Annotated in this window: 24 protein-coding genes; 19 read left to right on the top strand and 5 right to left on the bottom strand. The window is 66.3% G+C overall.

The genetic code is table 11. The features are described 5' to 3' along the window. Positions 1-7: 7 nt before the first annotated feature. Both QM707_RS07730 and QM707_RS07735 read left to right on the top strand, forming a co-directional pair. Positions 8-1087 (top strand): alkane 1-monooxygenase, encoded by a 1080-nt coding sequence (locus tag QM707_RS07730; protein ID WP_415001272.1) that lies wholly within the window; start codon positions 8-10, stop codon positions 1085-1087. Beyond that, positions 1084-1512, top strand: a complete 429-nt coding sequence (locus QM707_RS07735; RefSeq protein WP_415001273.1) for an ExbD/TolR family protein — start codon at positions 1084-1086, stop codon at positions 1510-1512. The genes QM707_RS07730 and QM707_RS07735 overlap by 4 nt, the downstream gene beginning before the upstream one ends. A 33-nt stretch (positions 1513-1545) precedes the next feature. On the opposite strand, the gene QM707_RS07740 is transcribed toward QM707_RS07735, so the two are convergent. From QM707_RS07740 to rlmE, 5 genes are all read right to left on the bottom strand, one after another. Further along, entirely contained in the window at positions 1546-2364 is an 819-nt protein-coding gene (locus QM707_RS07740) for a cytochrome c (protein ID WP_415001274.1), read from the bottom strand. Positions 2365-2408: 44 nt separating this feature from the next. Then, positions 2409-3308 (bottom strand): dihydropteroate synthase, encoded by a 900-nt coding sequence (folP, locus tag QM707_RS07745; protein WP_415001275.1) that lies wholly within the window; start codon positions 3306-3308, stop codon positions 2409-2411. A gap of 36 nt (positions 3309-3344) precedes the next feature. Next, complete coding sequence (locus QM707_RS07750) at positions 3345-3512, bottom strand: hypothetical protein (RefSeq protein WP_415001276.1); 168 nt, start codon at positions 3510-3512, stop codon at positions 3345-3347. 95 nt (positions 3513-3607) lie between these two features. Then, entirely contained in the window at positions 3608-5512 is a 1905-nt protein-coding gene (gene ftsH / locus QM707_RS07755; RefSeq protein WP_415001277.1) for an ATP-dependent zinc metalloprotease FtsH, read from the bottom strand. A 10-nt stretch (positions 5513-5522) separates the two neighbouring features. After that, complete coding sequence (gene rlmE / locus QM707_RS07760) at positions 5523-6140, bottom strand: 23S rRNA (uridine(2552)-2'-O)-methyltransferase RlmE (RefSeq protein ID WP_415001826.1); 618 nt, start codon at positions 6138-6140, stop codon at positions 5523-5525. A gap of 73 nt (positions 6141-6213) precedes the next feature. Here rlmE and yhbY point away from each other — a divergent pair, with 73 nt between their 5' ends. The 17 genes from yhbY (at position 6214) to QM707_RS07845 (ending at position 20771) form a co-directional block, all read left to right on the top strand. Beyond that, positions 6214-6519, top strand: coding sequence for a ribosome assembly RNA-binding protein YhbY (gene yhbY, locus QM707_RS07765; RefSeq protein WP_415001278.1), 306 nt, complete (start codon positions 6214-6216; stop codon positions 6517-6519). 8 nt (positions 6520-6527) lie between these two features. Next, positions 6528-6905, top strand: a complete 378-nt coding sequence (locus tag QM707_RS07770) for an Mth938-like domain-containing protein (RefSeq protein ID WP_415001279.1) — start codon at positions 6528-6530, stop codon at positions 6903-6905. Further along, entirely contained in the window at positions 6905-7501 is a 597-nt protein-coding gene (locus tag QM707_RS07775) for a D-Ala-D-Ala carboxypeptidase family metallohydrolase (RefSeq protein ID WP_415001280.1), read from the top strand. The genes QM707_RS07770 and QM707_RS07775 overlap by 1 nt, the downstream gene beginning before the upstream one ends. After that, positions 7477-7887, top strand: coding sequence for a cupin domain-containing protein (locus QM707_RS07780; RefSeq protein WP_415001281.1), 411 nt, complete (start codon positions 7477-7479; stop codon positions 7885-7887). Before QM707_RS07775 ends, QM707_RS07780 begins: the two co-directional genes overlap by 25 nt. Before the next feature lie 72 nt (positions 7888-7959). Next, a complete protein-coding gene (gene pyrH / locus QM707_RS07785; RefSeq protein ID WP_415001282.1) occupies positions 7960-8691 on the top strand; it encodes a UMP kinase in 732 nt (243 codons plus the stop codon). A gap of 35 nt (positions 8692-8726) precedes the next feature. Beyond that, positions 8727-9284 carry a ribosome recycling factor gene (gene frr / locus QM707_RS07790; RefSeq protein ID WP_415001283.1) on the top strand — a complete coding sequence of 186 codons (558 nt, stop codon included), beginning with the start codon at positions 8727-8729 and terminating at the stop codon, positions 9282-9284. A gap of 17 nt (positions 9285-9301) precedes the next feature. Further along, positions 9302-10042 (top strand): polyprenyl diphosphate synthase, encoded by a 741-nt coding sequence (gene uppS / locus QM707_RS07795; RefSeq protein WP_415001284.1) that lies wholly within the window; start codon positions 9302-9304, stop codon positions 10040-10042. Next, entirely contained in the window at positions 10039-10866 is an 828-nt protein-coding gene (locus tag QM707_RS07800; RefSeq protein WP_415001285.1) for a phosphatidate cytidylyltransferase, read from the top strand. The genes uppS and QM707_RS07800 overlap by 4 nt, the downstream gene beginning before the upstream one ends. Further along, positions 10851-12041, top strand: a complete 1191-nt coding sequence (locus QM707_RS07805; RefSeq protein WP_415001286.1) for a 1-deoxy-D-xylulose-5-phosphate reductoisomerase — start codon at positions 10851-10853, stop codon at positions 12039-12041. Before QM707_RS07800 ends, QM707_RS07805 begins: the two co-directional genes overlap by 16 nt. Then, positions 12038-13381 (top strand): RIP metalloprotease RseP, encoded by a 1344-nt coding sequence (gene rseP, locus QM707_RS07810; protein ID WP_415001287.1) that lies wholly within the window; start codon positions 12038-12040, stop codon positions 13379-13381. The genes QM707_RS07805 and rseP overlap by 4 nt, the downstream gene beginning before the upstream one ends. Positions 13382-13415: 34 nt before the next feature. After that, positions 13416-15959: an outer membrane protein assembly factor BamA gene (bamA, locus tag QM707_RS07815; protein WP_415001288.1), complete on the top strand. Its 2544-nt coding sequence runs from the start codon at positions 13416-13418 to the stop codon at positions 15957-15959. A 21-nt stretch (positions 15960-15980) separates the two neighbouring features. Further along, positions 15981-16994 (top strand): UDP-3-O-(3-hydroxymyristoyl)glucosamine N-acyltransferase, encoded by a 1014-nt coding sequence (lpxD, locus tag QM707_RS07820; protein WP_415001289.1) that lies wholly within the window; start codon positions 15981-15983, stop codon positions 16992-16994. A 2-nt stretch (positions 16995-16996) separates the two neighbouring features. Continuing rightward, positions 16997-17467, top strand: coding sequence for a 3-hydroxyacyl-ACP dehydratase FabZ (gene fabZ, locus QM707_RS07825; RefSeq protein WP_415001290.1), 471 nt, complete (start codon positions 16997-16999; stop codon positions 17465-17467). 1 nt (position 17468) lies between these two features. Then, positions 17469-18239, top strand: a complete 771-nt coding sequence (gene lpxA, locus QM707_RS07830; protein WP_415001291.1) for an acyl-ACP--UDP-N-acetylglucosamine O-acyltransferase — start codon at positions 17469-17471, stop codon at positions 18237-18239. Between the two features lie 4 nt (positions 18240-18243). After that, entirely contained in the window at positions 18244-19383 is a 1140-nt protein-coding gene (gene lpxB / locus QM707_RS07835) for a lipid-A-disaccharide synthase (protein WP_415001292.1), read from the top strand. Continuing rightward, complete coding sequence (gene rnhB, locus QM707_RS07840) at positions 19380-19976, top strand: ribonuclease HII (RefSeq protein WP_415001293.1); 597 nt, start codon at positions 19380-19382, stop codon at positions 19974-19976. Before lpxB ends, rnhB begins: the two co-directional genes overlap by 4 nt. 171 nt (positions 19977-20147) lie before the next feature. Then, complete coding sequence (locus tag QM707_RS07845; RefSeq protein WP_415001294.1) at positions 20148-20771, top strand: hypothetical protein; 624 nt, start codon at positions 20148-20150, stop codon at positions 20769-20771. Positions 20772-20886: the final 115 nt, after the last annotated feature.

Here is a 20886-nt window from a genome sequence, read left to right on the forward strand (position 1 = left end):
TCGGCCCATGCATCGCCTGAAAGCCCTCGCCTTCCTGCTCGTCTTCGCGGTGCCGGCGCAGATGCCGCTGGCCGCGTGGCTGCTGTCGCGCGCGCCCGACGCACAATGGCTGACGTGGTGGCCGCTGTTCTTCCTGTTCGTGCTGCTGCCGGCGACCGACTATTCGCTCGGCCACGATGCCGCGAACGTGCCGGCCGAACGCGAGCGCGAAGTCGCGCTGCAACCTTGGTTCCGGGCGCTGACCCTGCTCGCACTGCCCGTGCAGTTGGCCCTGCTCGCCTGGTCCGGCGCCTGGTTCGTGCAGGCCGAACTGGGCTGGTTCGGCAACATCGGTTGGCTGCTGTCGCAGGGCGTGGTCGGCGGCGTGCTGGCGATCAATACCGCGCACGAACTGATCCACAAGGACGGCCGACTCGAACCGCTGTTCGGCGGCCTGCTGCTGTCCAGCGTCGGCTACCACGGCTTCAAGGTGGAGCATCTGCGCGGTCATCACGTGCACGTGTCGACGCCGGAGGATGCGTCCAGCGCACGCTTGGGTCAGTCGGTCTGGCATTTCCTGCCGCGCGCGATGTGGCGCAACACGCTCAATGCCTGGTCGCTCGAAGCACTGCGACTTCGCAAGCTCGGGCATTCGCCGCTTTCGTGGCGCAACGAACTGATGTGGTGGACGGCGGCCTGGCTGGCGCTGGCGGCCGCGTTCTTTTTCGCGCTCGACGGCAAGGGTCTGCTGTTCTTCCTCGCCCAGGGCGTCATCGCGGCGGGCACGCTTGAGGTCATCAACTACATCGAGCACTACGGGCTGGAACGGCAGCGCCTGGCCGACGGGCGCTACGAACGTACGACGCACCTGCATTCCTGGAATTCGGACTACGCGCTGTCGAACCTGCTGCTGTTCCAATTGCAGCGTCATTCCGACCACCATGCCTTCCCGAAGCGGCGTTATTCGATCCTGCGCCATCATGCGGATTCGCCGCAGTTACCGGGCGGTTATGCCGCGATGTTCGTGCTGGCCCTGTTCCCGCCGCTGTGGCGACGGGTGATCGATCCGCGCGTGCTGCGATTCAGGGCGGAGGCCCATTCCGCATGAACCTCGACAACGAAGAAGCCGACCGCCGTCGCACCGGCGTGATGCCCCTGATCAATGTCGTGCCCCTGGTTGGCGTGCTGGCGGCCGTCATGGTCGTGATCATGGTCGCGATGCCGGGCCGTACTGCGACGCTCGAAAACGACCAATCTCGTGGTTGCGTATTGTGTTTCGGAGAACGGTGCGAATACCTCGAACGTGTCGGCATCGAAGTGGGGGCGTCCGGCCTGGTGCAGGTCAACGGCCACGAGATGCCCGCGACGCAACTGCGACAGGCGATTCGCCTGCCGCCACAACCGCACCAGATCAATGACATCATCATCGAGGTCAGGACCGACCCGCAGGCCGAGTATTCGGACATGATGGATGTCGTCGGCATCCTGAAAGAACTTGGCCTGGAAGACAGGCAAATCAGCGTCCGGTCGTAACGCAGGAAACATCTGCCGCACCTGGTCGGTCGGTCAGCGCGAATCCAGATAGGCCTTCAGCGCGGCGATCTCGGCATCGCTCATCGGCTTGAAACGCCAGCGCGCGACGCCACTCATCAGACCCGTTTTCGATTCCTTGCCGCTCGCGGTGAGTCCGGTGCGCATCAATCGGGAAAAGTTCTCGGCCGAATAGGCCTTGGCGACGATCAACGACGGCGCATCGTCGCCTTCGAATCCGTTCAGGTCCCAGCCATGGCATTCGCCGCAACTGGTCATCGCGAGATGGCGGCCCAGCGCCAGCGTTTCCGTCGGGGGCTCGCCAGGAGGCAGATTGCCCGGATCGGGCTGCATGTCTTCCGAATAGGGATGCGTGCCGTCCTTGATCTGTTTGGCGATGTCGTCGGAAAACCAGCTGTTTTCCAGCGTCGGGTTGGCGGCCTCGGGCAGCGAGCGCAGCCAGGCGGCGATATCGCGCACTTCCCGGTCGCTTAGGTGCTGGAACATCTTGACCGGCATGCCGAACGGAACATGGCCGTCGTGCGTCTGCCCATGACGCAACAATCGCTCCAATCCGGCATCGTCGTAGAGTTCGCGTTTCTCGGTGAGATTGGGCGCAACCAGGCTGAATTCCCCCGGTTCGCTCCAGAGCGCCTCGCCGCCGCCGTGCTCGCCATGACAACCGTTACAACCGACGCGCGTCGCCACGCGCAGGCCTTCGACCGGATCGCCCTTGACCAATGCGGGAGATTTTGTCGATTCGTCCAGCGCGGTCGAAGTCGTCGTTGGCGCCGGTTCGCCAGAGCAGGCGGTTAGCAACAACAACGCGATCGTCGTCGACATCCCGCCTTTCATGCGTGCTCCGTGTTTCGGCCGATACCCACTCGAGCAACGCAGGCTCAGTCGTCGTCCGGCCATCGGATGGCCGGTGCGCTCGGTTTCCCCCGCGGCATCGGTACGGCCGCCACGGCGTTCCAGACCTTCAACGCGTCGATGGTAGCGCCGACATCGTGAACGCGCAGGATCGTGGCACCGTTCTGCGCCGCGATCAGCGCCGCAGCGACGGAACCAAACACGCGCTCGCTCGCCGCTTCCCGGCCCGTCAGTTCGCCGATGCTGCGCTTGCGCGACAGACCGGCCAGCACCGGCACGCCAAGCTCGACGAAACGCCTCAGCTGCGCCAGCAGCTGCAGGTTGTGCGTCGTGGCCTTGCCGAAACCGAACCCGGGGTCGATGACCAGGTTCTTTTTCGGAATGCCGCCCATCTCGCAAGCGAAGATGCGCTGCGCCAGGAAGCTGTGCACTTCGCCGACGACATCGTCGTAGGAAGGATCGGACTGCATGTTTCCAGGCTCGCCTTGCATGTGCATCAGGCAAACCGGCACGGCGAGCGCAGCGGCCGCCTCCATCGCGCCTTCGCCGCGCAGCGCGCGCACGTCGTTGATGAATCCGGCACCGGCGGCGACGGCGGCGCGCATGACGTGCGGCTTCGAGGTGTCGACGGAGATCGGCAAGCCCGTTGCCTTCGCCAGTTTCTCGATCACCGGGATGACGCGGGCGAGTTCGTCGTCGAGCGGCACCTGGCGCGCGCCCGGCCGCGTCGATTCGCCGCCGATGTCGAGGATGTCGGCGCCTTCCTCGGCGAGCTTCAATGCATGTGCGACGGCAGAGTCGGTATCGGCGAAAGCGCCGCCGTCGGAAAACGAATCCGGCGTGACGTTCACGATGCCCATGATGCGCGGCCGGTCGAGCACCAGGCGACGGCCACCGCAGTCGAGCGAAGGCGTGATATCGAACATGGGCTATCCTCCTCGGCCATCCATGGGATGCAGTGCTCAGCGCGCGTGGAACAGCGCCTGCAATGCGGCACCGAGCGCCGCGCCCAGCGCGACACCCATCGCGGTATTGCCGAATGCTACTCCGAGCGCGGTGCCGATGCCCACGCCGATCGCCAGCCAAGGCGTCTTGCCACGACAGATGCGGCTGGTTGCTTGTTCGCTCATCTCGGTCTCTCCTGGCCGTCGACAGGACGGCGTCAAAGAGAAAGGACGGCCGAAGCCGTCCTTTGTGACTTGCGCGATGCCGTCGGCGCGAGGAGTCAGGTCTGCGGCGCGGCGCCACCGAAGTCCGGCGTCGTGCTCGGCGAGTTGCCGCCCTTGTCGCCGCCCTTGCCGGGCTTCTCCACCCAGCCGGCCGGCGGCGAAGGCTTGCGGCCCTCCATGATCGCCTTCACCTGTTCGGCGTCGATGGTTTCCCACTCCATCAGCGCGCCGGCCATCGCCTCGACCACGTCGCGCTTGTCCTCGAGGATGCGGCGAGCGACGCCGTACTGCTCATCGAGGATGCGGCGGATCTCGGCGTCGACCTTCTGCTGCGTCGCCTCGGAAATCGTCTTGTTCTGCACGCCGAAGCCGGCATCGGTATCGGCGTAAACCATCGTGCCGAGCAAGTCGGACATGCCGTACTTGGTGACCATGCTACGGGCCAGCTTGGTGGCGCGCTCGAAATCGTTGGAGGCGCCGGTCGACATTTCGCCGACGAAGATCTCCTCGGCGATGCGTCCGCCGAACAGGATCGACAGCTCCTCGAGCATCTTGTCCTTGTAATTGCTCAGGCGGTCGTGCTCGGGCAACTGCCAGGTCAGGCCCAGGGCCCAGCCGCGCGGCATGATAGTGACCTTGTGCACCGGGTCGGCCTTCGGCAGGGACATCGCCACCACCGCGTGGCCCGACTCGTGGTAGGCCGTGTTGCGACGCTCCTCTTCGCGCATGACCATGCTCTTGCGCTCGGGACCCATGTAGATCTTGTCCTTGGCGTCCTCGAAATCCTGCATGTCGACCTGGTTCTTGTTGCGGCGCGCGGCGAACAGCGCGGCTTCGTTCACCAGGTTGGCCAGATCGGCGCCGGAGAAACCGGGAGTACCGCGGGCCAGCACGTCGGCGCGCACGTCGTCGTGCAACGGCACCTTGCGCATGTGCACCTTGAGGATCTGCTCGCGGCCCTTGATGTCGGGCAAGCCGACCATGACCTGGCGATCGAAGCGACCGGGACGCAGCAGTGCCTTGTCGAGCACGTCGGGGCGGTTGGTCGCGGCGATCACGATCACGCCTTCGCCGCCTTCGAAACCGTCCATCTCGACCAGCAACTGGTTCAGCGTCTGCTCGCGCTCGTCGTGGCCTCCGCCCATGCCGGAACCGCGATGGCGACCGACCGCGTCGATTTCGTCGATGAAGATGATGCAGGGCGCGTGCTTCTTCGCCTGTTCGAACATGTCGCGCACGCGCGATGCGCCGACGCCGACGAACATCTCGACGAAATCGGAACCGGAAATGCTGAAGAACGGCACCTTGGCCTCGCCGGCGATGGCGCGCGCCAGCAGCGTCTTGCCGGTACCCGGCGGGCCGACCATCAGCACGCCGCGCGGGATCTTGCCGCCGAGTTTCTGGAACTTGCCGGGGTCGCGCAGGAACTCGACCAGTTCGCCGACCTCCTCCTTGGCCTCGTCGCAACCGGCGACGTCGGCGAAGGTCACCTTGACCTGATCCTCGCCCTGCAGCTTGGCGCGCGAACGCCCGAAGGTCATTGCGCCGCGCGAACCGCCCTGCTGCATCTGCCGGTAGATGAAATAGATGAAGCCGAACATCAGCACGTAGGGCAGGAAGGTCAGCACCACCTGCAGCACCGAAGGCGCGGTGTCGGGCTTTTCCTGGACGATGGAAACCTTGTGGCGAACGAGGTCGTTGACGAGTTCGCGGTCGTAGGGACCGATCGACATGCCCTTGCTGCCGTCCTGGCGCTCGAACTTGACCACGGTCGCGCTGACGCTGCCGGAACCGGCGAACTCGACCTGCTTGATCTTGTCGGCATAGACCTCGTCGAGGAAGTCGGAATAAGTGACTTCCTTCGATTCGGCGGCGAACTGCGGCGCGAAGCTCTGGTAGGCGGTCGCCAGCACTAGCAGCACGGCGATCGTCACCAGCAGATTCTTGACCAGGTCGTTCATTCCTACTCCCTCAGCGCTTGCCGGTAGCCAGCGCGTACACTTCGTTCGATCGACGGCGCGAGGCCGCCGGCTTGCGGGTGATCACCTTCGCGTAGCGCCCCTTCAGGTCTTTCATGTAAGCGTCGAAACCCTCGCCCATGAAAAGCTTGATCAGGAAGTTGCCGCCCGGCCGCAGGTGTTCGTCAGCGAAATCGCGGGCCAGTTCGGACAGATGCATCGCCCGCGCCTGATCCACGGTATCCACACCGCTCATATTGGGGGCCATGTCGGAAAGCACAAGGTCCACCGCGGCCCCGTCCAGCAGGGCTTCCAACTGCGACAATGGCCCGGGCTCTCTGAAATCGCCGTGAACGAACTCGACCCCGGCGATCGGCGGCATGTCCAGGATATCCAGGGCGAATACCCGGCCCTTGTCGCCCAGCTGGCGCCGGACCACCTGCGACCAGCCGCCCGGCGCGGCGCCCAGGTCCACGACGACCATGCCCGGTTTCAGCAGGCGGTCGCGCTCGATCAGCTCTTCGAGCTTGTAGGCCGCGCGCGAACGCATGCCTTCGGCCTGCGCCTTCTTCACGAAGGGGTCGGCGAAGTGCTCCTTGAGCCAGCGCTGGCTGCTCTTGCTGCGGGTCATGCGGGTGCGTGGGCGGGGTCGTGAATGCGCCCATGATACCCTTTCGCCCCTTCGCACCCGCGGCCCGAACGTCATGTCCATCGCCCTTTCCAACCCGCAGAAGCGCTATCTGCGCGGCCTCGCGCACGAACTCAAACCGGTGGTGCTGGTCGGCGCCAAGGGCGTCACGCCCGCCCTCATCGCCGAGCTCGACGTGGCTCTGGAACAGCACGAACTGCTGAAGGTGAAAGTCGCAGCGGACGATCGCGAGGTGCGCGACGCCTGGATCGAGGAACTGGCCGGGCAGTCCAGCGCCGCCCTGGTCGGCCGTATCGGCCATGTCGCCATCCTTTACCGGCGTCGCAAGGAAAAACCGCTGGTGATCCTGCCCAAGGGCTGACGAGCGCGATGCAGCTCAACCTCGAGCCGACCGATTTCCGCTACCTGCTGCGCGGCGTGGATGCCGGCGGCGTGCTGGTGAACGAACGCCGGTTGGACCGCAGTTTCGTCCTCGCGCCCAGCGAGTTGATCGAAGACTGGCGCCCACGACGAGTCGAAGAGCTGTCACCGGAGGATCTCGACCCCGTTCTGGCTTTCTCGCCAGCGGTCGTGCTGCTCGGGAGTGGCGCTCGCCTGCAGTTTCCGGAGCCGGCCGTCATGGCCGCCTGCCTGACCCGGGGCATCGGCATCGAAGTCATGGACAACGCCGCCGCCGCACGCACGTTCAACGTGCTCGCCGCCGAAGGCCGGCGCGTCGTCGCGGCCTTCCTGCTGCCGGGCAGCTGATGCACCGGCGCAGACGCCTGCGCTCATTCGTCCTGATCCTGCCGCTGCTGTGCTTGGCATGCGGCGATTCGCGTCCTCGTTTCGAAGTATGGCGCGAGGCGCACGCGAACCATGTCGCGGCCTATTCCGCTTTCCTGGATGCACAGCGCGTCGGCGGTGTCGTGCCGCTGGAGCAGTTGCTGCGCACCGGCCGCCACTGGCGTCCCTGCGATGCCGAGGAATTCGCGGTTCCGCCGCGCGCGTCCTGGCCCAACATCGTTCCAACGCTGCGACTGTTGCGCGAGCTGAAGCGTTCCGGCCTGCTTATCCAGGCCGAAGTTGCGTCCGTCTATCGCCAACCCGCATTGAATCGCTGCGAAGGCGGAAGCAAGGCGAGCCGCCATCTGGCGAACGCCGCGCTCGACCTCGATATCGAGAGCGACGCGGCAGGGGTCCAACGCCTGTGCGAGGCCTGGCGCAAGCGCGGCCCCGCCTTGGCCTGGGGGTTCGGCTTTTATCGCGCAGGCAAGATCCACCTCGACACCTCCGGTTTCAGGACCTGGGGAACGGACCATCATCGCGGCACGTCCCTATGCGTGACGCCCACGAAGCCCTGAACGAGAACGAGGCCCGCATGCCGATCCTGCGAATTCCCGCCGACACCGCCGCCAGCGATCGCTACGAGGTCGATGCCGCCAGGCTCATCGCCGGCGACCCCCGGCAAGGGGTCGCCAACCTGTATTCCGACCCGGGCCGCCAGTTCCATTGCGGCATCTGGGAGGCCGCGCCAGCGACCTGGCGAGTCCGATACAGCGAGCACGAGTTCTGCCACCTGCTGGAGGGGCGCATCCTGATCCGCGACGAGGAAGGCGACGCGATGGAAGTCCGCGCCGGCGACAGTTTCGTCGTACCCGCAGGCTTCTCGGGCACCTGGCAGGTGCTCGAACGCGCGCGCAAGCTGTACGCGATCTTCGAACCGGCCGCGTCACCGGACGGCGGCTGAGACGGCCGCGCTGTCGGGCCCGGCCCGCGATCAGCTAAACTCCCGCTGTTTGCCCCCGCGCCGGAATCGCCCATGACAGACCAGCCCCTGAAGTACCGTCGCGTCCTGCTCAAGCTCTCCGGCGAGGCCCTGATGGGCGCCGAGGACTACGGGATCGACCCGGTGGTACTCAAGGCGCTGGCGGCCGAAATCATCCAGGCCCAGCAGGCCGGGGCGCAGATCGGCCTCGTGCTCGGCGGCGGCAACATCTTCCGCGGCGCGGGCCTGGCGGCCAGCGGCATGGACCGGGTCACCGGCGACCACATGGGCATGCTGGCGACCGTGATGAACGCGCTGGCCATGGCCGATGCGCTGGAGAAGCTCGGCGGCTACGCGCGCGTGATGAGCGCGATCAAGATCAACGAGGTCTGCGAGGACTACATCCGTCGGCGCGCCATCCGCCACCTGGAAAAAGGCCGCATCGCGGTTTTCGCGGCCGGCACTGGCAATCCCTTTTTCACCACCGACTCGGCCGCGGCGCTGCGCGCCAGCGAGATCGGCGCCGACCTGCTGCTCAAGGCCACCAAGGTCGACGGCATCTACGACGCCGACCCGAAGAAGAACCCCACGGCGAAGCGTTTCGACACGCTCGGTTACGACGAGGTCATCGCGCGCAACCTGCAGGTGATGGACACCGCCGCGTTCGCGCTGTGCCGCGACAACCGCATCCCGCTGCGCATCTACAACATGCTGCAGCCGGGCGCACTGATGCGCATCCTGCAGGGCGAGCCGCTGGGCACGCTGGTGCACGGCGGCGACCTATAATCCGGATACACAGAGACTTAGCGCGGAGCCAGACCATGATCCCCGAGATCAAGAAAGACGCCCAGACCCGCATGACCAAGAGCGTGGATGCGCTGCGCCACGAGCTGACCCTGTTGCGCACCGGGCGCGCCACCACCGCGCTGGTCGACCACATCAAGGTCAACTATTACGGTTCCGACATGCCTCTGTCGCAGGTCGCGACGATCGCCGTCGCCGATGCCCGTTCGCTGACCATCACGCCCTGGGAAAAAGCCATGGTCGCCGCGGTCGAGAAGGCACTGCTGGCTTCCAACCTCGGCTTCACGCCGAACACCGCCGGCCAGGTCATCCGCATCAACCTGCCGCCGCTGACCGAGGAGCGCCGCAAGGAACTGGGCAAGCATGTGCACCACGAAGGCGAGAACGCCAAGGTCGCCGTGCGCAACGTGCGCCGCGATGCCATCCAGCACGTCAAGGAACTGCTGAAGGACAAGCACGTGTCGGAAGACGAAGTTCGGCGGGCCGAGGAGGAGATCCAGAAGCTCACCGACAAGTTCGTCAAGGACATCGACGATGCGGTGAAGGCGAAGGAGCAGGAACTTCTGGCGGTCTGAGCAGGAACGTCCGCCCGATGAATCCGCCCGCACGCAAGCCGCGCCACCTCGCCGTCATCATGGACGGCAACGGTCGTTGGGCGGAGCGTCGCAACCGGCCGCGCACGCTCGGCCACCGCGCCGGCGCGCGCGCCGTGCAGGTTTGCCTCGATTTCTGCCTTGCCGAAGGCATCCAGGCGCTGACGCTGTTCGCTTTCTCCAGCGAGAACTGGAACCGGCCGGCGGAGGAAGTCGGTGCGTTGATGAAACTCTTCCTGCGCATGCTCGATTCGGAAGTCGACGAGTTGCATCGCCGCAGCGTGCGCATCGTCTTCATCGGCCAGCGCGACGAATTCGCCGCGATCATCCGCGAGAAGATGGCGCGCGCCGAGAACCTCACGGCCGGCAACCGCGCGCTGACGCTGAATATCGCCGCGAGCTACGGCGGGCGGCAGGACATCGCGCGCGCCGCGCGCGCGCTCGCCGAGGAAGTGGCCGCGGGGCGACTGACCCCTTCGCAGATCGACGAAACCCTGCTCGCCGCCCGCCTGTCGCTGGCCGACCAGCCCGAACCCGACCTGTTCATCCGCACCGGCGGCGACTTGCGCATCAGCAACTTCCTGCTTTGGCAGTTGGCCTACTGCGAACTGTGGTTCACCGAAACCCTGTGGCCCGACCTCGATGAAGTCGTGTTGCGCCAGGCCTTGGACGACTTCGCCAATCGCGAACGCCGCTTCGGACTGACCGGCGAACAAGTGCGCCAGGGAGCGCGGGCATGAGTCGTCGCACGCGCATCGTCGCCGCCGTGATCATGGCGCCGGTCGCCATTGCGGCCGTGCTGTGGCTGCCGACGTCCTGGCTGGCCTTGCTGCTGGCCAGCCTGCTGATGATGGGCCTGTGGGAATGGGCCGAGCTTGCCGGTCTGAAGGACAGGACATCGCGCCTGGCCTATCTCGCCGGCAATGCCATGCTGATGGCAGCCGTGATCTGGGGCGCCGGCCATGGGCTGTTCACGCTCAAGCTGCTCAGCGTGATCGGTGCCGCCTGGTGGCTGTTCGTCCTGATCTGGCTGGCCAGCTATCAGTTCGCTTCGGCCGATACGCCGCTCAATCGCGCGATCAAACTGCTGGCCGGCAGCCTCTGTGCCATTCCGGCCTGGGCCGCGCTGTGCTGGCTGCATGCCGGTACGCCGCATGGCGCCGGCTGGGCCCTGTTCGCCCTGGCGATCGCCTGGGCCGCCGACACCGGCGCCTATTTCGTCGGCGTGCGCTTCGGTCACGTCAAGCTGGCGCCGCGCATCAGCCCTGGCAAGACGCGCGAAGGCCTGATCGGCGGGCTCGCCTGCAGCCTGCTGCTCGCGCTCGTGGCCCTGCCTCTGCTGGGCCTGACGTGGAACCTGTTGCCGCAGATGCTGGTGCTGACCCTGGTGACGGCGCTGATGTCGGTCGTCGGCGATCTTTTCGAGAGCCTGCTCAAGCGACATGCGGACGCCAAGGATTCGAGCAACCTGATCCCCGGGCACGGCGGCCTGCTCGACCGACTTGATAGCCTGCTCGCGGCACTGCCGGTATTCGTGGTGGCGAAGGTATGGCTGGGCCTCTGAACCCGCGCCGCATCGCCCTGCTGGGCGCCACCGGATCGATCGGCTCGTCCGCGCTCGACGTCATCGCACGCCATCCGGATCGCTTCGCCATGCATGCCGTCAGTGCGCGCTCGCGTGTGCCCGAGTTGCTGGCGATCTGCGATCGCTTCCGTCCCGATGTCGCCATCGTTTCCGACGAATCCTCCTACGCGTCCCTGCGCGACGGCCTGAAGGACCTGGGCCTGCCGACCGAAGCGCGTTCGGGCGCGGGCGCACTCGACGAGATCGCCGCCAGCGACGACAACGACACGGTGATCGCCGCGATCGTCGGCGCCGCCGGCGTCGCTTCCACGGTGGCCGCAGCGCGGGCTGGCAAACGCCTGTTGCTGGCGAACAAGGAATCGGTCGTGCTCGCCGGCGCCGTGCTGATGCGCGCCGCCAGCGCCAATAACGCCCGCATCATGCCGGTCGATAGCGAGCACAACGCCATCTACCAGTGCATGCCGGGCGACGGATCGCGAGAAGGCGTGCGCCGGCTGTTGCTGACCGCATCGGGCGGCCCCTTCCGCGGCCGCAGTCGCGCCTCGCTGGCGAACGTCACCGCCGAGGAAGCCTGCGCCCATCCGAACTGGGTGATGGGGCGAAAGATTTCGGTCGACTCGGCCACCTTGCTGAACAAGGGGCTGGAAGTCATCGAGGCGCATCATCTGTTCGGACTGCCGGCCGATCGCATCGAAGTGGTCGTGCATCCGCAGAGCGTGATCCATTCGCTGGTGGACTACGTGGACGGCTCCGTGCTCGCGCAACTCGGCAATCCCGACATGCGGACGGCTCTGGCCTATGGCCTGGCCTGGCCCGAACGCATCGATTCGGGCGTGGCGCCGCTGGACTTGGCCGCGCTGGCGCGCTTCGATTTCGAGCCGCCCGACCTCCAGGCCTTTCCCGGCCTGGGGCTGGCTTTCGATGCGCTGCGCGCGGGCGGTACCGCGCCAGCCATCCTGAACGCGGCCAACGAAGTCGCGGTGGCCGCCTTCCTCGAAGGTCGCCTGCCCTTCCTCGGCATCCCGGACCTGATCGAGGCGACCCTGGCCGCACAGGCCATTGAACCCGCCGCGGATCTCGGTGTCCTACTCGCCAGCGACCGCGAAGCGCGGCGACGGGCCGGGGAGTTGTTGCGCAAGATGGGCATTCAATGAGCGAGTTCCTCGGCAGCCTCTTCTGGTTCATCGTGACCCTGGGCGTGCTCGTGACCTTCCACGAGTTCGGCCACTACTGGGTCGCGCGCCGCTGCGGCGTGAAGGTATTGCGATTCTCCGTCGGCTTCGGTCGCGCGCTGTGGTCGCGCACCGCGCGCGACGGTACCGAATACCAGGTCGCGATGATCCCGCTCGGCGGCTACGTGAAGATGCTCGACGACCGCGAAACCGAAGTCGCGCCAGCCGAACGCGCCTCCGCGTTCAACCAGCAGCCTCCGCTCAAGCGCATCGCCATCATCGCCGCCGGTCCGATCGCCAACCTGCTGCTCTGCGTCGCGCTGCTCTGGGCTGCCTTCGTCATCGGCGTGCCCGGTTTCCCGCCGATGCTCGGCAAGACCAGCGGCCTGGCCGCCGAGGCCGGATTGCGCGAGGGCGACCGCATCCTGGCGATCGGCGGCGAGACTACCGTGAGCTGGGACGATGCCCTGCCCGCCCTGGTGATCGCCGCGATCGATCGCGAAGCGATCAGCCTCGATATCCAGACGAGCAGCGGCGAACGCGCGAACCGCCTGCTGCGGCTGGATCGTTTGGCGCCGGATTTCGACCAGACAAACCCGTTCGGCGCCATGGGCCTGTCCGGGCGCCCCGTGCCGCCAGCCGTCGTCGGCTCGCTGACGGCAGACGCCGCCGCCACGGGCAAGTTGCAGCCCGGCGACGAGATTCTTTCGCTGGGCGGCGTGCCGGTGGGCAATTTCGATCAGATTCCGGCCACGCTGCAGCGCCTGTCTCCCGCCGGCGAACCCGTGTCCGTGCGTTTCCGTCGCCAGGGGCGTGAGCTCACGGTCAACATCGCGCCCAAGCTGGAGCGTGAAGGCTCCGAGACCGTGCGTCGGCTGGGCATTGCGCCCGTCGCGCCCACGGCGGTCCTGATCCGCCACCCGGTCGGCGCGGCCATGAAGGCCGCTTTGCGCGAAACGAACCGGCAGACGCAGACGATCCTGTCCTTCCTCGGACGGCTGGTAACGGGCCAGGCCTCGACCAAGAACCTGAGCGGCGCCATCGGCATCGCGCAGGCCGCCAATGCCGAGGCCAGCCAGGGCGCGGCCCGCCTGCTTTTCTTCATGGCCAGCCTGTCCCTGACCCTGTGCATCTTGAACCTGCTGCCGATCCCCGCCTTGGACGGCGGGCACCTGCTGTATTACCTTACCGAACTGATTTCGGGTCGAGCCGTCAGCGAACGCGTGCTGATCGCCGGCCAATATGCCGGCCTGGCGCTGCTGCTCGGCCTGATCCTGCTGGCAAACACGAATGATGTCCTGCGAATCTTCCGAATCACCTGACCCACGGCCCTGCCGCCACCAATCTGGACCGATGATGACGCGCAACAACGCACGCCGCCGCCTCCTTGCCCTCGCCCTCGCCGCCGCCCTGTCCGGGCAGGCTTTCGCGCAGAACTTCGAGGCCTTCACCGTCTCGGATATCCGAATCGACGGCCTGCAACGCATCTCCGCCGGCACCGTATTCACCTACCTGCCGGTCGAGCGTGGCGACCAGCTCGATCGCAACAAGGCGAACGAGGCCATCCGCGCCCTGTTCCGCACCGGCTTCTTCAGCGACGTGAAGCTCGACCGCCAGGGCGGCATCCTGGTCGTCAGCGTGACCGAACGCCCGGCCATCAACACGCTGTCGATCGAAGGCAACAAGGAAATCAAGACCGAAGACCTGATGAAGGGCATCAAGTCGATCGGCCTGTCCGAGGGCGAGACTTACAACCCGCTCAACCTCGACCGCCTGACCCAGGAACTGACCCGGCAGTACAACAATCGCGGCAAGTACGGCGTCATCATCAACCCGGAAGTGACCACGCTCGACCGCAATCGCGTCGACCTGAAGATCATGATCACCGAGGGCAAGCCGGCCAAGATCCGCGACATCAACATCGTCGGCAACAACGTCTTCGCCGAGGGCCTGGTGCGACGCAACTGGGAGTCCGGCACCACCAACTGGCTGTCCTGGTACAAGCGCGACGACCAGTACTCGCGCGAGAAGCTGTCGGGCGACCTGGAAAAACTGTCCAACTACTACCTCGATCGCGGCTACGTGGACTTCAACTTGGAGTCCACCCAGATCTCGATCAGCCCCAGCAAGCAGGACATGTACATCACCGCCAACATCACCGAAGGCGAGATGTACAAGGTTTCCGAGGCCAAGGTCTCGGGCGAGACGATCCTGCCGCAGGAAGAGATCGAGAAGCTGGTGATGATGCGGGCGGGCAGCGTGTTCTCGCGGGCCCTGGTCGAACTGACCAACGACACCATCAGCACGACCCTGGCCAACCTCGGTTACGCCCATGCCAGCGTCAATCCGATTCCCGAAGTCGACCGCGCCAACAAGACCGTGGCGGTGAATTTCGTCGTGCAGCCGGGCCCACGCGTGCAGGTCCGCCGCATCCTGTTCAAGGGCAACAGCAATACGGCTGACGAAGTGTTGCGTCGCGAAATGCGCCAGTTCGAAGCCACCTGGTACTCGCAGGCGGCGATCGACCGTTCGAAGATCCGCCTGCAGCGCCTGGGCTACTTCGAGACCGTCGAAGTCGACACGCCGGAAGTGCCGGGACGCCCGGACCAGGTGGACGTGGTCGTGACCGTGAAGGAACGCAATGCCGGCAGCTTCACGTTCGGCGTCGGCTATTCGCAGTACGGCGGTCTGATCACCAGCGTGCAATTGCAGCAGAACAACTTCCTGGGCTCCGGCAACCGCTTCTCCGTCGGCGTGCAGAACAACACCTATTCGCGCAGCATTTCCTTCAGTTACATCGACCCGTACTTCACCGACGACGGCATCAGCGTCGGCTACGGCCTGAGCTACAGCGACTACGACACCTCGACGACGACGACGGCACGCTACTCGGCCGGCAACGCGGCGGGCGAAGTGAGCTTCGGCATCCCGTTGTCCGAGAACACCAGCATCAGCACCGCGTTCGGCATCTACCGCAACCAGATCACGACGACCGACGGCCTGACGCCACTGCCGGTGGTCTATTACCTGGTCGATTCGCTCGGCGACCGCCAGCGCACGCCGATCGTCAGCACGGTACACACCGACGACGACGGCGACGAAGCGTTGGGTTGCGGCACGACCGGCAAACCGGCCTGCACGCCGCGCGAGAACGACGACGGCGACCTGAGCACGATCGATCCGCTGCCGCTGACCGGCGGCAATCGCCAGTGGACGGTCAATGCCTGGACGCTGAAGGCCGGCTGGGCCATCGACACGCGCGACAGCTACCTGTTCCCGACGCGCGGTACGCTGCATCGGCTGTCGGGCGAAATCGCCCTGCCGGGCAGCGATCTCGAGTACTACAGGCTCAATTACGAGTTCGAGAAGTTCTGGCCGCTGACGCCGTGGCTGATCATGCGGACCTCAGTGGATGTCGGTTACGGCGACAGCTACGGCAACACCGCCAAGCAGACCTGCTACGACCACACCTACACCGGCGCGATCATCGCCGGCACGGGCCAGAATTGCGGCCTGCCCTTCTTCAAGCATTTCTATGCCGGCGGCCCGGGTTCGGTACGCGGTTTCCAGGCCAATACGCTGGGTCCGAACTACGAAGTCCCCGGTTACGGCAGCCTGCAGCCGCTCGGCGGCCCGATCAAGACGACCGGTTCGGTGGAGTTCTACCTGCCGCGCCTGTTCAGCGGCCCGGGAGCGCGCATCTCTGCCTTCGTCGACTACGGCAACGTATTCGGCGCACGCGACGATTTCGCCATCGACAAGTTCCGCGTCACCACCGGCATCGCGCTGCAATGGCAGTCGCCGATGGGTCCGATCTCGATCAGCTTCGCCGTGCCGATCCGCAAGGAAGAAGGCGATCAGGTCGAACGCCTGCAATTCACCTTCGGCAACCAGCAGTAAGACCGGCCACCGGGCCAAGCGATGCCCTATCGCCTTTCCGAACTCGCCGCCCGTTTCGAACTCGAACGGCGCGGCGATACGGATCCAGAGATCGCCGGCGTCGGCACGCTGGCCGGCGCCTCGGGCGACCAACTCGGCTTTCTCGCCAATCCCCGTTACCGTAGCCAGCTTGCCGACACGGCGGCGGCGGCGATCGTACTGGGCGCCGACGATGCCGAGCACTGCCCGGTTTCCTGCCTGATCGCGCGCGATCCGTACGCGGCGTTCGCGCGCATCGCCGCGCTGTTCGAGCCGCGCGCGGCCCTGCAGCCGGGCATCCATGCGTCCGCATCGATCGCCAGCGATGCGATCGTGTCGCCGGACGCGCAAGTCGGCGCCTTCGTCTCGATCGGCGCGCGCTCGCGCGTCGAAGCCGGCGCGTTCGTCGGACCCGGTTGCGTCATCGGCGACGACTGCATCGTCGGCGGCGACAGCGAACTGATCGCCCGTGTCACGCTCGTCACCCGGGTGCGCCTCGGGCGCCGCGTGCGCGTGCACCCGGGCGCCGTGTTGGGTGCCGATGGTTTCGGCCTCGCCATGCAGGACGGCCACTGGCTGAAAGTGCCGCAGTTGGGCGGCGTCGTGGTCGGCGATGACTGCGAAATCGGCGCCAACACCTGCATCGATCGCGGCGCGATCGAGGACACCGTGCTCGGCGAAGACGTGCGCCTCGACAACCTGGTGCAGATCGGCCACAACGTGATCGTCGGCGCCCATACGGCGATGGCCGGTTGCGCGGCGGTAGCCGGCTCGGCCCGGATCGGCCGCTATTGCCTGATCGGCGGCGGCACCGGCATCGTCGGACATATCGAAATCTGCGACAAGGTACTGGTGACGGCCATGACCCTGGTGACCCATTCCATCCAGTCGCCGGGCGAATATTCCTCGGGCACGCCGGTCCAGCCCAGCCGGGACTGGCGGCGCAATGCCGCGAGGTTCAAGCATCTGGACGCGCTGGCGCGTAAAATTGGCGCCCTGCCCCAGGCCAAGGACTGAGCATGAGCCAAACCCCCGTCGCGCTGCCCGTGGATGTCACCCGTATCCAGGGGCTGCTGCCGCATCGTTATCCGTTCCTGCTGGTCGATCGCGTGCTCGAGCTCGACCCGCACCAGCGCATCCTGGCGATGAAGAACGTCACGGCGAACGAGCCCTTCTTCCAGGGGCACTTCCCCGGTCATCCGGTCATGCCGGGCGTGCTGGTGGTGGAAGCGATGGCGCAGGCCGGCGGGCTGCTGACCCAGCTCTCGCTGCAGCACGACGGCAACACCGGCAAGCAGGAAAAACTGTTCTACCTGGTGAAGGTGGACAACGCCCGCTTCTCCAAGATGGTCGTGCCCGGCGATCAGCTGATGCTCGAAGTCAGGCTGAAGCGGCAGATCCGCAACATGGCGCAGTACGAGAGCGTTGCCCGCGTCGACGGCAAGGAAGTGGCCAGCGCCGAGATCCTTTGCGCCGAGGGCCGCGGCTGAGATGATTCATCCGAGCGCTATCGTCGACCCCGGCGCGCGCCTGGGCCGGGATGTCGAGATCGGACCGTATGCGGTGATCGGCGCCGAGGTGGAAATCGGCGACGGCTGCGTGATCGGCCCGCATTGCACGATCTCCGGCCCCACGCGCATCGGTCGCGGCAACCGCTTCCATTCGCATGCCGCCGTCGGCGGCGATCCGCAGGACAAGAAATTCGCCGGCGAGCGCACCGAACTCGTCATCGGCGACGACAACGCCTTTCGCGAGTTCGTCACCGTCAATCGCGGCACCGGCACCGGCGGCGGGCTGACCAAGATCGGCGACCGCAACCTGTTCCTGGCCTACGTGCACATCGCCCACGATTGCATCGTCGGCAACGACACCGTGTTTTCCAACAACGCCACCCTCGCCGGCCACGTCACCGTCGGCGACTGGGTGATCATGAGCGGCTTCGCGGGCGTGCACCAGTTCTGCCGCATCGGCGAACACGCCTTCATCGGCATGGGCTGCCTGGTCAATGGCGACGTGCCGCCCTACCTGATGGTCGCCGACAAATACGCCGAACCCCGCGGCATCAACGCCGAAGGCCTGAAGCGCCGCGGCTTCGATGCCGAGCGCATCGCGGCGATCAAACGTGCGTATCGGGCGGTGTACATGTCGGGCAAGCCCTTGGCCGAAGCCAAGCAGGAACTGGCCGAAAGCGCCGGCCAGTCGGACGACGTGCGGCGCATGCTCGAATTCATCGAGCGCAGCGAGCGCGGCCTGTTGCGCTGACGCGATGCGCATCGCGCTCGTCGCCGGCGAAGCCTCGGGCGACCTCCTCGGTGCCGGCCTGCTGCGCGAACTGAAGCAGCGTTTTCCTTCGGCGGAATTCGCCGGCGTCGGCGGCCCGCGCATGCGCGCCGAAGGCATGCGGACCTGGCACGAGAGCGACGAGCTGGCGGTGATGGGGCTCGCCGAAGTGCTGCGGCACCTGCCGCGCCTGTTGCGACTGCGCAAAGACCTGCATGCACGCCTGCTGGACTGGAAACCCGACGTCTTCATCGGCATCGATGCGCCCGATTTCAACCTCGGGCTGGAGAAGAAGCTCAGGCGTGCGGGCCTTCGCACCGTGCACTACGTCAGCCCGTCGATCTGGGCCTGGCGCCAGGGCCGGGCGAGGAAAATCGGCGACAGCGCCGACCTGGTGCTGTGCCTGTTCCCGATGGAACCGCCGATCTACGAACGCCATGGCGTGAATGCGCGCTTCGTCGGACATCCGTTGGCCGACAGTTTCCCGCTGCATCCCGATCGCGACGCGGCGCGCGAAACCCTCGCGCTGCCGCAGGGCGCGCCCGTGCTGGCCTTGCTGCCCGGCAGCCGCCTCGGCGAGATCCGCCGCCTGCTGCCGGTGTTCCTGCAATCGGCGCGCCTGCTGGCGGAAAGCAAACCCGATCTGCGCGTCGTGATCCCGGCCGCGAATGCCGCCTGCCGATCGGAAATCGAAGCGCAGATGCGCGCGACGCCTTTGGCCGAGGCCCGGCTGATCGACGGACAGGCCGACCGCGTGATGATCGCTTCCGATGTCGTCCTTCTCGCGTCCGGCACCGCGACGCTCGAAGCCATGCTGGCGAAACGGCCGATGATCGTGGCCTACCGCATCTCCGCGCTGACCTATCGCATCGTCATGGGCCTGGGCATGATGAAGGTCAATCGCTACAGCCTGCCGAACGTGCTGGCGAACGAACCGGTGGTGCCGGAACTGATGCAGGACGACTGCACGGCGGAGAATCTCGTGGCCGCCCTGCTGCGCTGGTTCGACGACGCCGAAGCGCGCGAAACGCTGGAGCCGCGTTTTCTCGCCATCCACGAAAAGTTGCGTCGAAACGCGTCCTCGCAGGCTGCCGACGCGATCGCCGAACTGCTCGGCGCGCGATGAAAACGGCCACGACGCGACTGGTCGCCGGCGTGGACGAAGCCGGTCGCGGCCCGCTCGCAGGGCCGGTGGTTTGCGCTGCCGTCATCCTCGATCCACGCCGTCCCATCGACGGCCTCGGCGATTCGAAAGCGCTGAGCGAAGCCGCGCGGGAGGCCTTGTTCCCGCTGATCCAGCGCGAGGCGCTGGCCTGGCACGTGGAATTCGTACCGCCGGCCGAAATCGATCGCATCAATATCCTGCAGGCGACGCTGGCCGGCATGGCGCGCGCGTTGCACGCGCTATCGCCGGTTCCGGCGCATGCCCTGATCGACGGCAATCGCCTGCCGCGCACCTTGCCTTGCACGGCGCAGGCGCTGGTCGGCGGCGATGCGCGCGAGCCGGCGATCATGGCGGCATCCATCCTGGCCAAGGTCGCGCGCGACCGGCACATGGTCGCGCTGCACGCGCAACATCCGCGCTACGGTTTCGACCGGCACAAGGGTTACCCGACGCCGGAGCATCTCCACGCGCTGCGCATGCACGGCCCATGTAGCGAGCACCGCCGCAGCTTCGCGCCCGTGCGCGCGGCGCTGCAGCCTTCCGAGCTGTTCTGAATATTTTCCCTACATCGGCTGAACGCCATAGGTCGTGGTGACGTTCGACAGGTGCGCGTGCGCCGGCATCGCGCGATGCTGATCCCGCATCCGGCGAACGATGCGTGCTGCGGACGGCGCAAGCCGACCAGCCGACGCAGCTCCCCTCCCGCGGCCGGCAGCGAGGCTGCCATGCGCCAGAATGCCCCGAGCCCTGCCGGCTCTTCCCTGCCACTCCCGAACGCGCGCGAAACGCATCGCCGGCATGTCGCCGGTCCGTTCGAACTCTCGCCCGTCGCGATGGAACGCTTCAACAACTTCCTGCACGAACTGCACGCCGATGCGCCGCACGTCGATGCCGATGCCATCGCCAGCCTTGCGCGATGGCTGCAGTCGCAACCGCTGGACGAACGCCAGCGCCTGCTCGACGCCCGGCTCGACCGCTTGCCGGAGCTGGAAGCCCTGCTCGCCGACGAGGACTGGACGCTGGACGATGCGCAAAAGCAACGCATCGCGCGCCTGCTCGACTACGTGCGCGAGAACGACGACCTCATTCCGGACGACGTGCCCTGGTACGGCCGCCTCGATGACGCATTGCTCGTCGAACTGGTGTGGCCGATGCTGGCCGAAGAACTGGCCGACTACCAGGACTTCAACCGCTATCGCAGCGAAAACCGCGGCGATCGGCCGGCGGGCACGCAGGATTGGCTAACGATGCGATTGGAAGAAGGCGCGCTGTGGGCGCAGCTGCATCGCGTTCGCGAGCGCCACTACGTCGATTTCGGCCCGCCGGACGCGTTGTTCCACGTCGGCTGAACCGTGCCTGTCGCGCAGTGTCCTGTCCGGCGCTTTTCCTGCGTATCAATGTCCCGTGCCACCAGCATGTCTGCTGTGCGCACCGGATAGTCCGAAGGTCATGGCGACCAAAGGC

The organism is Arenimonas sp. (assembly GCF_047602345.1).
In the GTDB taxonomy this organism is placed as follows: domain Bacteria; phylum Pseudomonadota; class Gammaproteobacteria; order Xanthomonadales; family Xanthomonadaceae; genus Arenimonas.

Bases quoted from the DNA above. Each gene is read 5' to 3' on its own strand.
- fabZ (WP_415001290.1), top strand. From the start codon at position 16,997: ATGAGCCAAACCCCCGTCGCGCTGCCCGTGGATGTCACCCGTATCCAG.
- QM707_RS07800 (WP_415001285.1), top strand. From the start codon at position 10,039: ATGAGTCGTCGCACGCGCATCGTCGCCGCCGTGATCATGGCGCCGGTC.
- lpxD (WP_415001289.1), top strand. From the start codon at position 15,981: ATGCCCTATCGCCTTTCCGAACTCGCCGCCCGTTTCGAACTCGAACGG.
- QM707_RS07735 (WP_415001273.1), top strand. From the start codon at position 1,084: ATGAACCTCGACAACGAAGAAGCCGACCGCCGTCGCACCGGCGTGATG.
- bamA (WP_415001288.1), top strand. From the start codon at position 13,416: ATGACGCGCAACAACGCACGCCGCCGCCTCCTTGCCCTCGCCCTCGCC.
- QM707_RS07750 (WP_415001276.1), bottom strand. From the start codon at position 3,512: ATGAGCGAACAAGCAACCAGCCGCATCTGTCGTGGCAAGACGCCTTGG.
- lpxB (WP_415001292.1), top strand. From the start codon at position 18,244: ATGCGCATCGCGCTCGTCGCCGGCGAAGCCTCGGGCGACCTCCTCGGT.
- rlmE (WP_415001826.1), bottom strand. From the start codon at position 6,140: ATGACCCGCAGCAAGAGCAGCCAGCGCTGGCTCAAGGAGCACTTCGCC.
- frr (WP_415001283.1), top strand. From the start codon at position 8,727: ATGATCCCCGAGATCAAGAAAGACGCCCAGACCCGCATGACCAAGAGC.
- lpxA (WP_415001291.1), top strand. From the start codon at position 17,469: ATGATTCATCCGAGCGCTATCGTCGACCCCGGCGCGCGCCTGGGCCGG.
- QM707_RS07730 (WP_415001272.1), top strand. From the start codon at position 8: ATGCATCGCCTGAAAGCCCTCGCCTTCCTGCTCGTCTTCGCGGTGCCG.
- rnhB (WP_415001293.1), top strand. From the start codon at position 19,380: ATGAAAACGGCCACGACGCGACTGGTCGCCGGCGTGGACGAAGCCGGT.
- uppS (WP_415001284.1), top strand. From the start codon at position 9,302: ATGAATCCGCCCGCACGCAAGCCGCGCCACCTCGCCGTCATCATGGAC.
- QM707_RS07780 (WP_415001281.1), top strand. From the start codon at position 7,477: ATGCGTGACGCCCACGAAGCCCTGAACGAGAACGAGGCCCGCATGCCG.
- rseP (WP_415001287.1), top strand. From the start codon at position 12,038: ATGAGCGAGTTCCTCGGCAGCCTCTTCTGGTTCATCGTGACCCTGGGC.
- ftsH (WP_415001277.1), bottom strand. From the start codon at position 5,512: ATGAACGACCTGGTCAAGAATCTGCTGGTGACGATCGCCGTGCTGCTA.
- folP (WP_415001275.1), bottom strand. From the start codon at position 3,308: ATGTTCGATATCACGCCTTCGCTCGACTGCGGTGGCCGTCGCCTGGTG.
- pyrH (WP_415001282.1), top strand. From the start codon at position 7,960: ATGACAGACCAGCCCCTGAAGTACCGTCGCGTCCTGCTCAAGCTCTCC.
- QM707_RS07770 (WP_415001279.1), top strand. From the start codon at position 6,528: ATGCAGCTCAACCTCGAGCCGACCGATTTCCGCTACCTGCTGCGCGGC.
- yhbY (WP_415001278.1), top strand. From the start codon at position 6,214: ATGTCCATCGCCCTTTCCAACCCGCAGAAGCGCTATCTGCGCGGCCTC.
- QM707_RS07775 (WP_415001280.1), top strand. From the start codon at position 6,905: ATGCACCGGCGCAGACGCCTGCGCTCATTCGTCCTGATCCTGCCGCTG.
- QM707_RS07740 (WP_415001274.1), bottom strand. From the start codon at position 2,364: ATGAAAGGCGGGATGTCGACGACGATCGCGTTGTTGTTGCTAACCGCC.
- QM707_RS07845 (WP_415001294.1), top strand. From the start codon at position 20,148: ATGCGCCAGAATGCCCCGAGCCCTGCCGGCTCTTCCCTGCCACTCCCG.
- QM707_RS07805 (WP_415001286.1), top strand. From the start codon at position 10,851: ATGGCTGGGCCTCTGAACCCGCGCCGCATCGCCCTGCTGGGCGCCACC.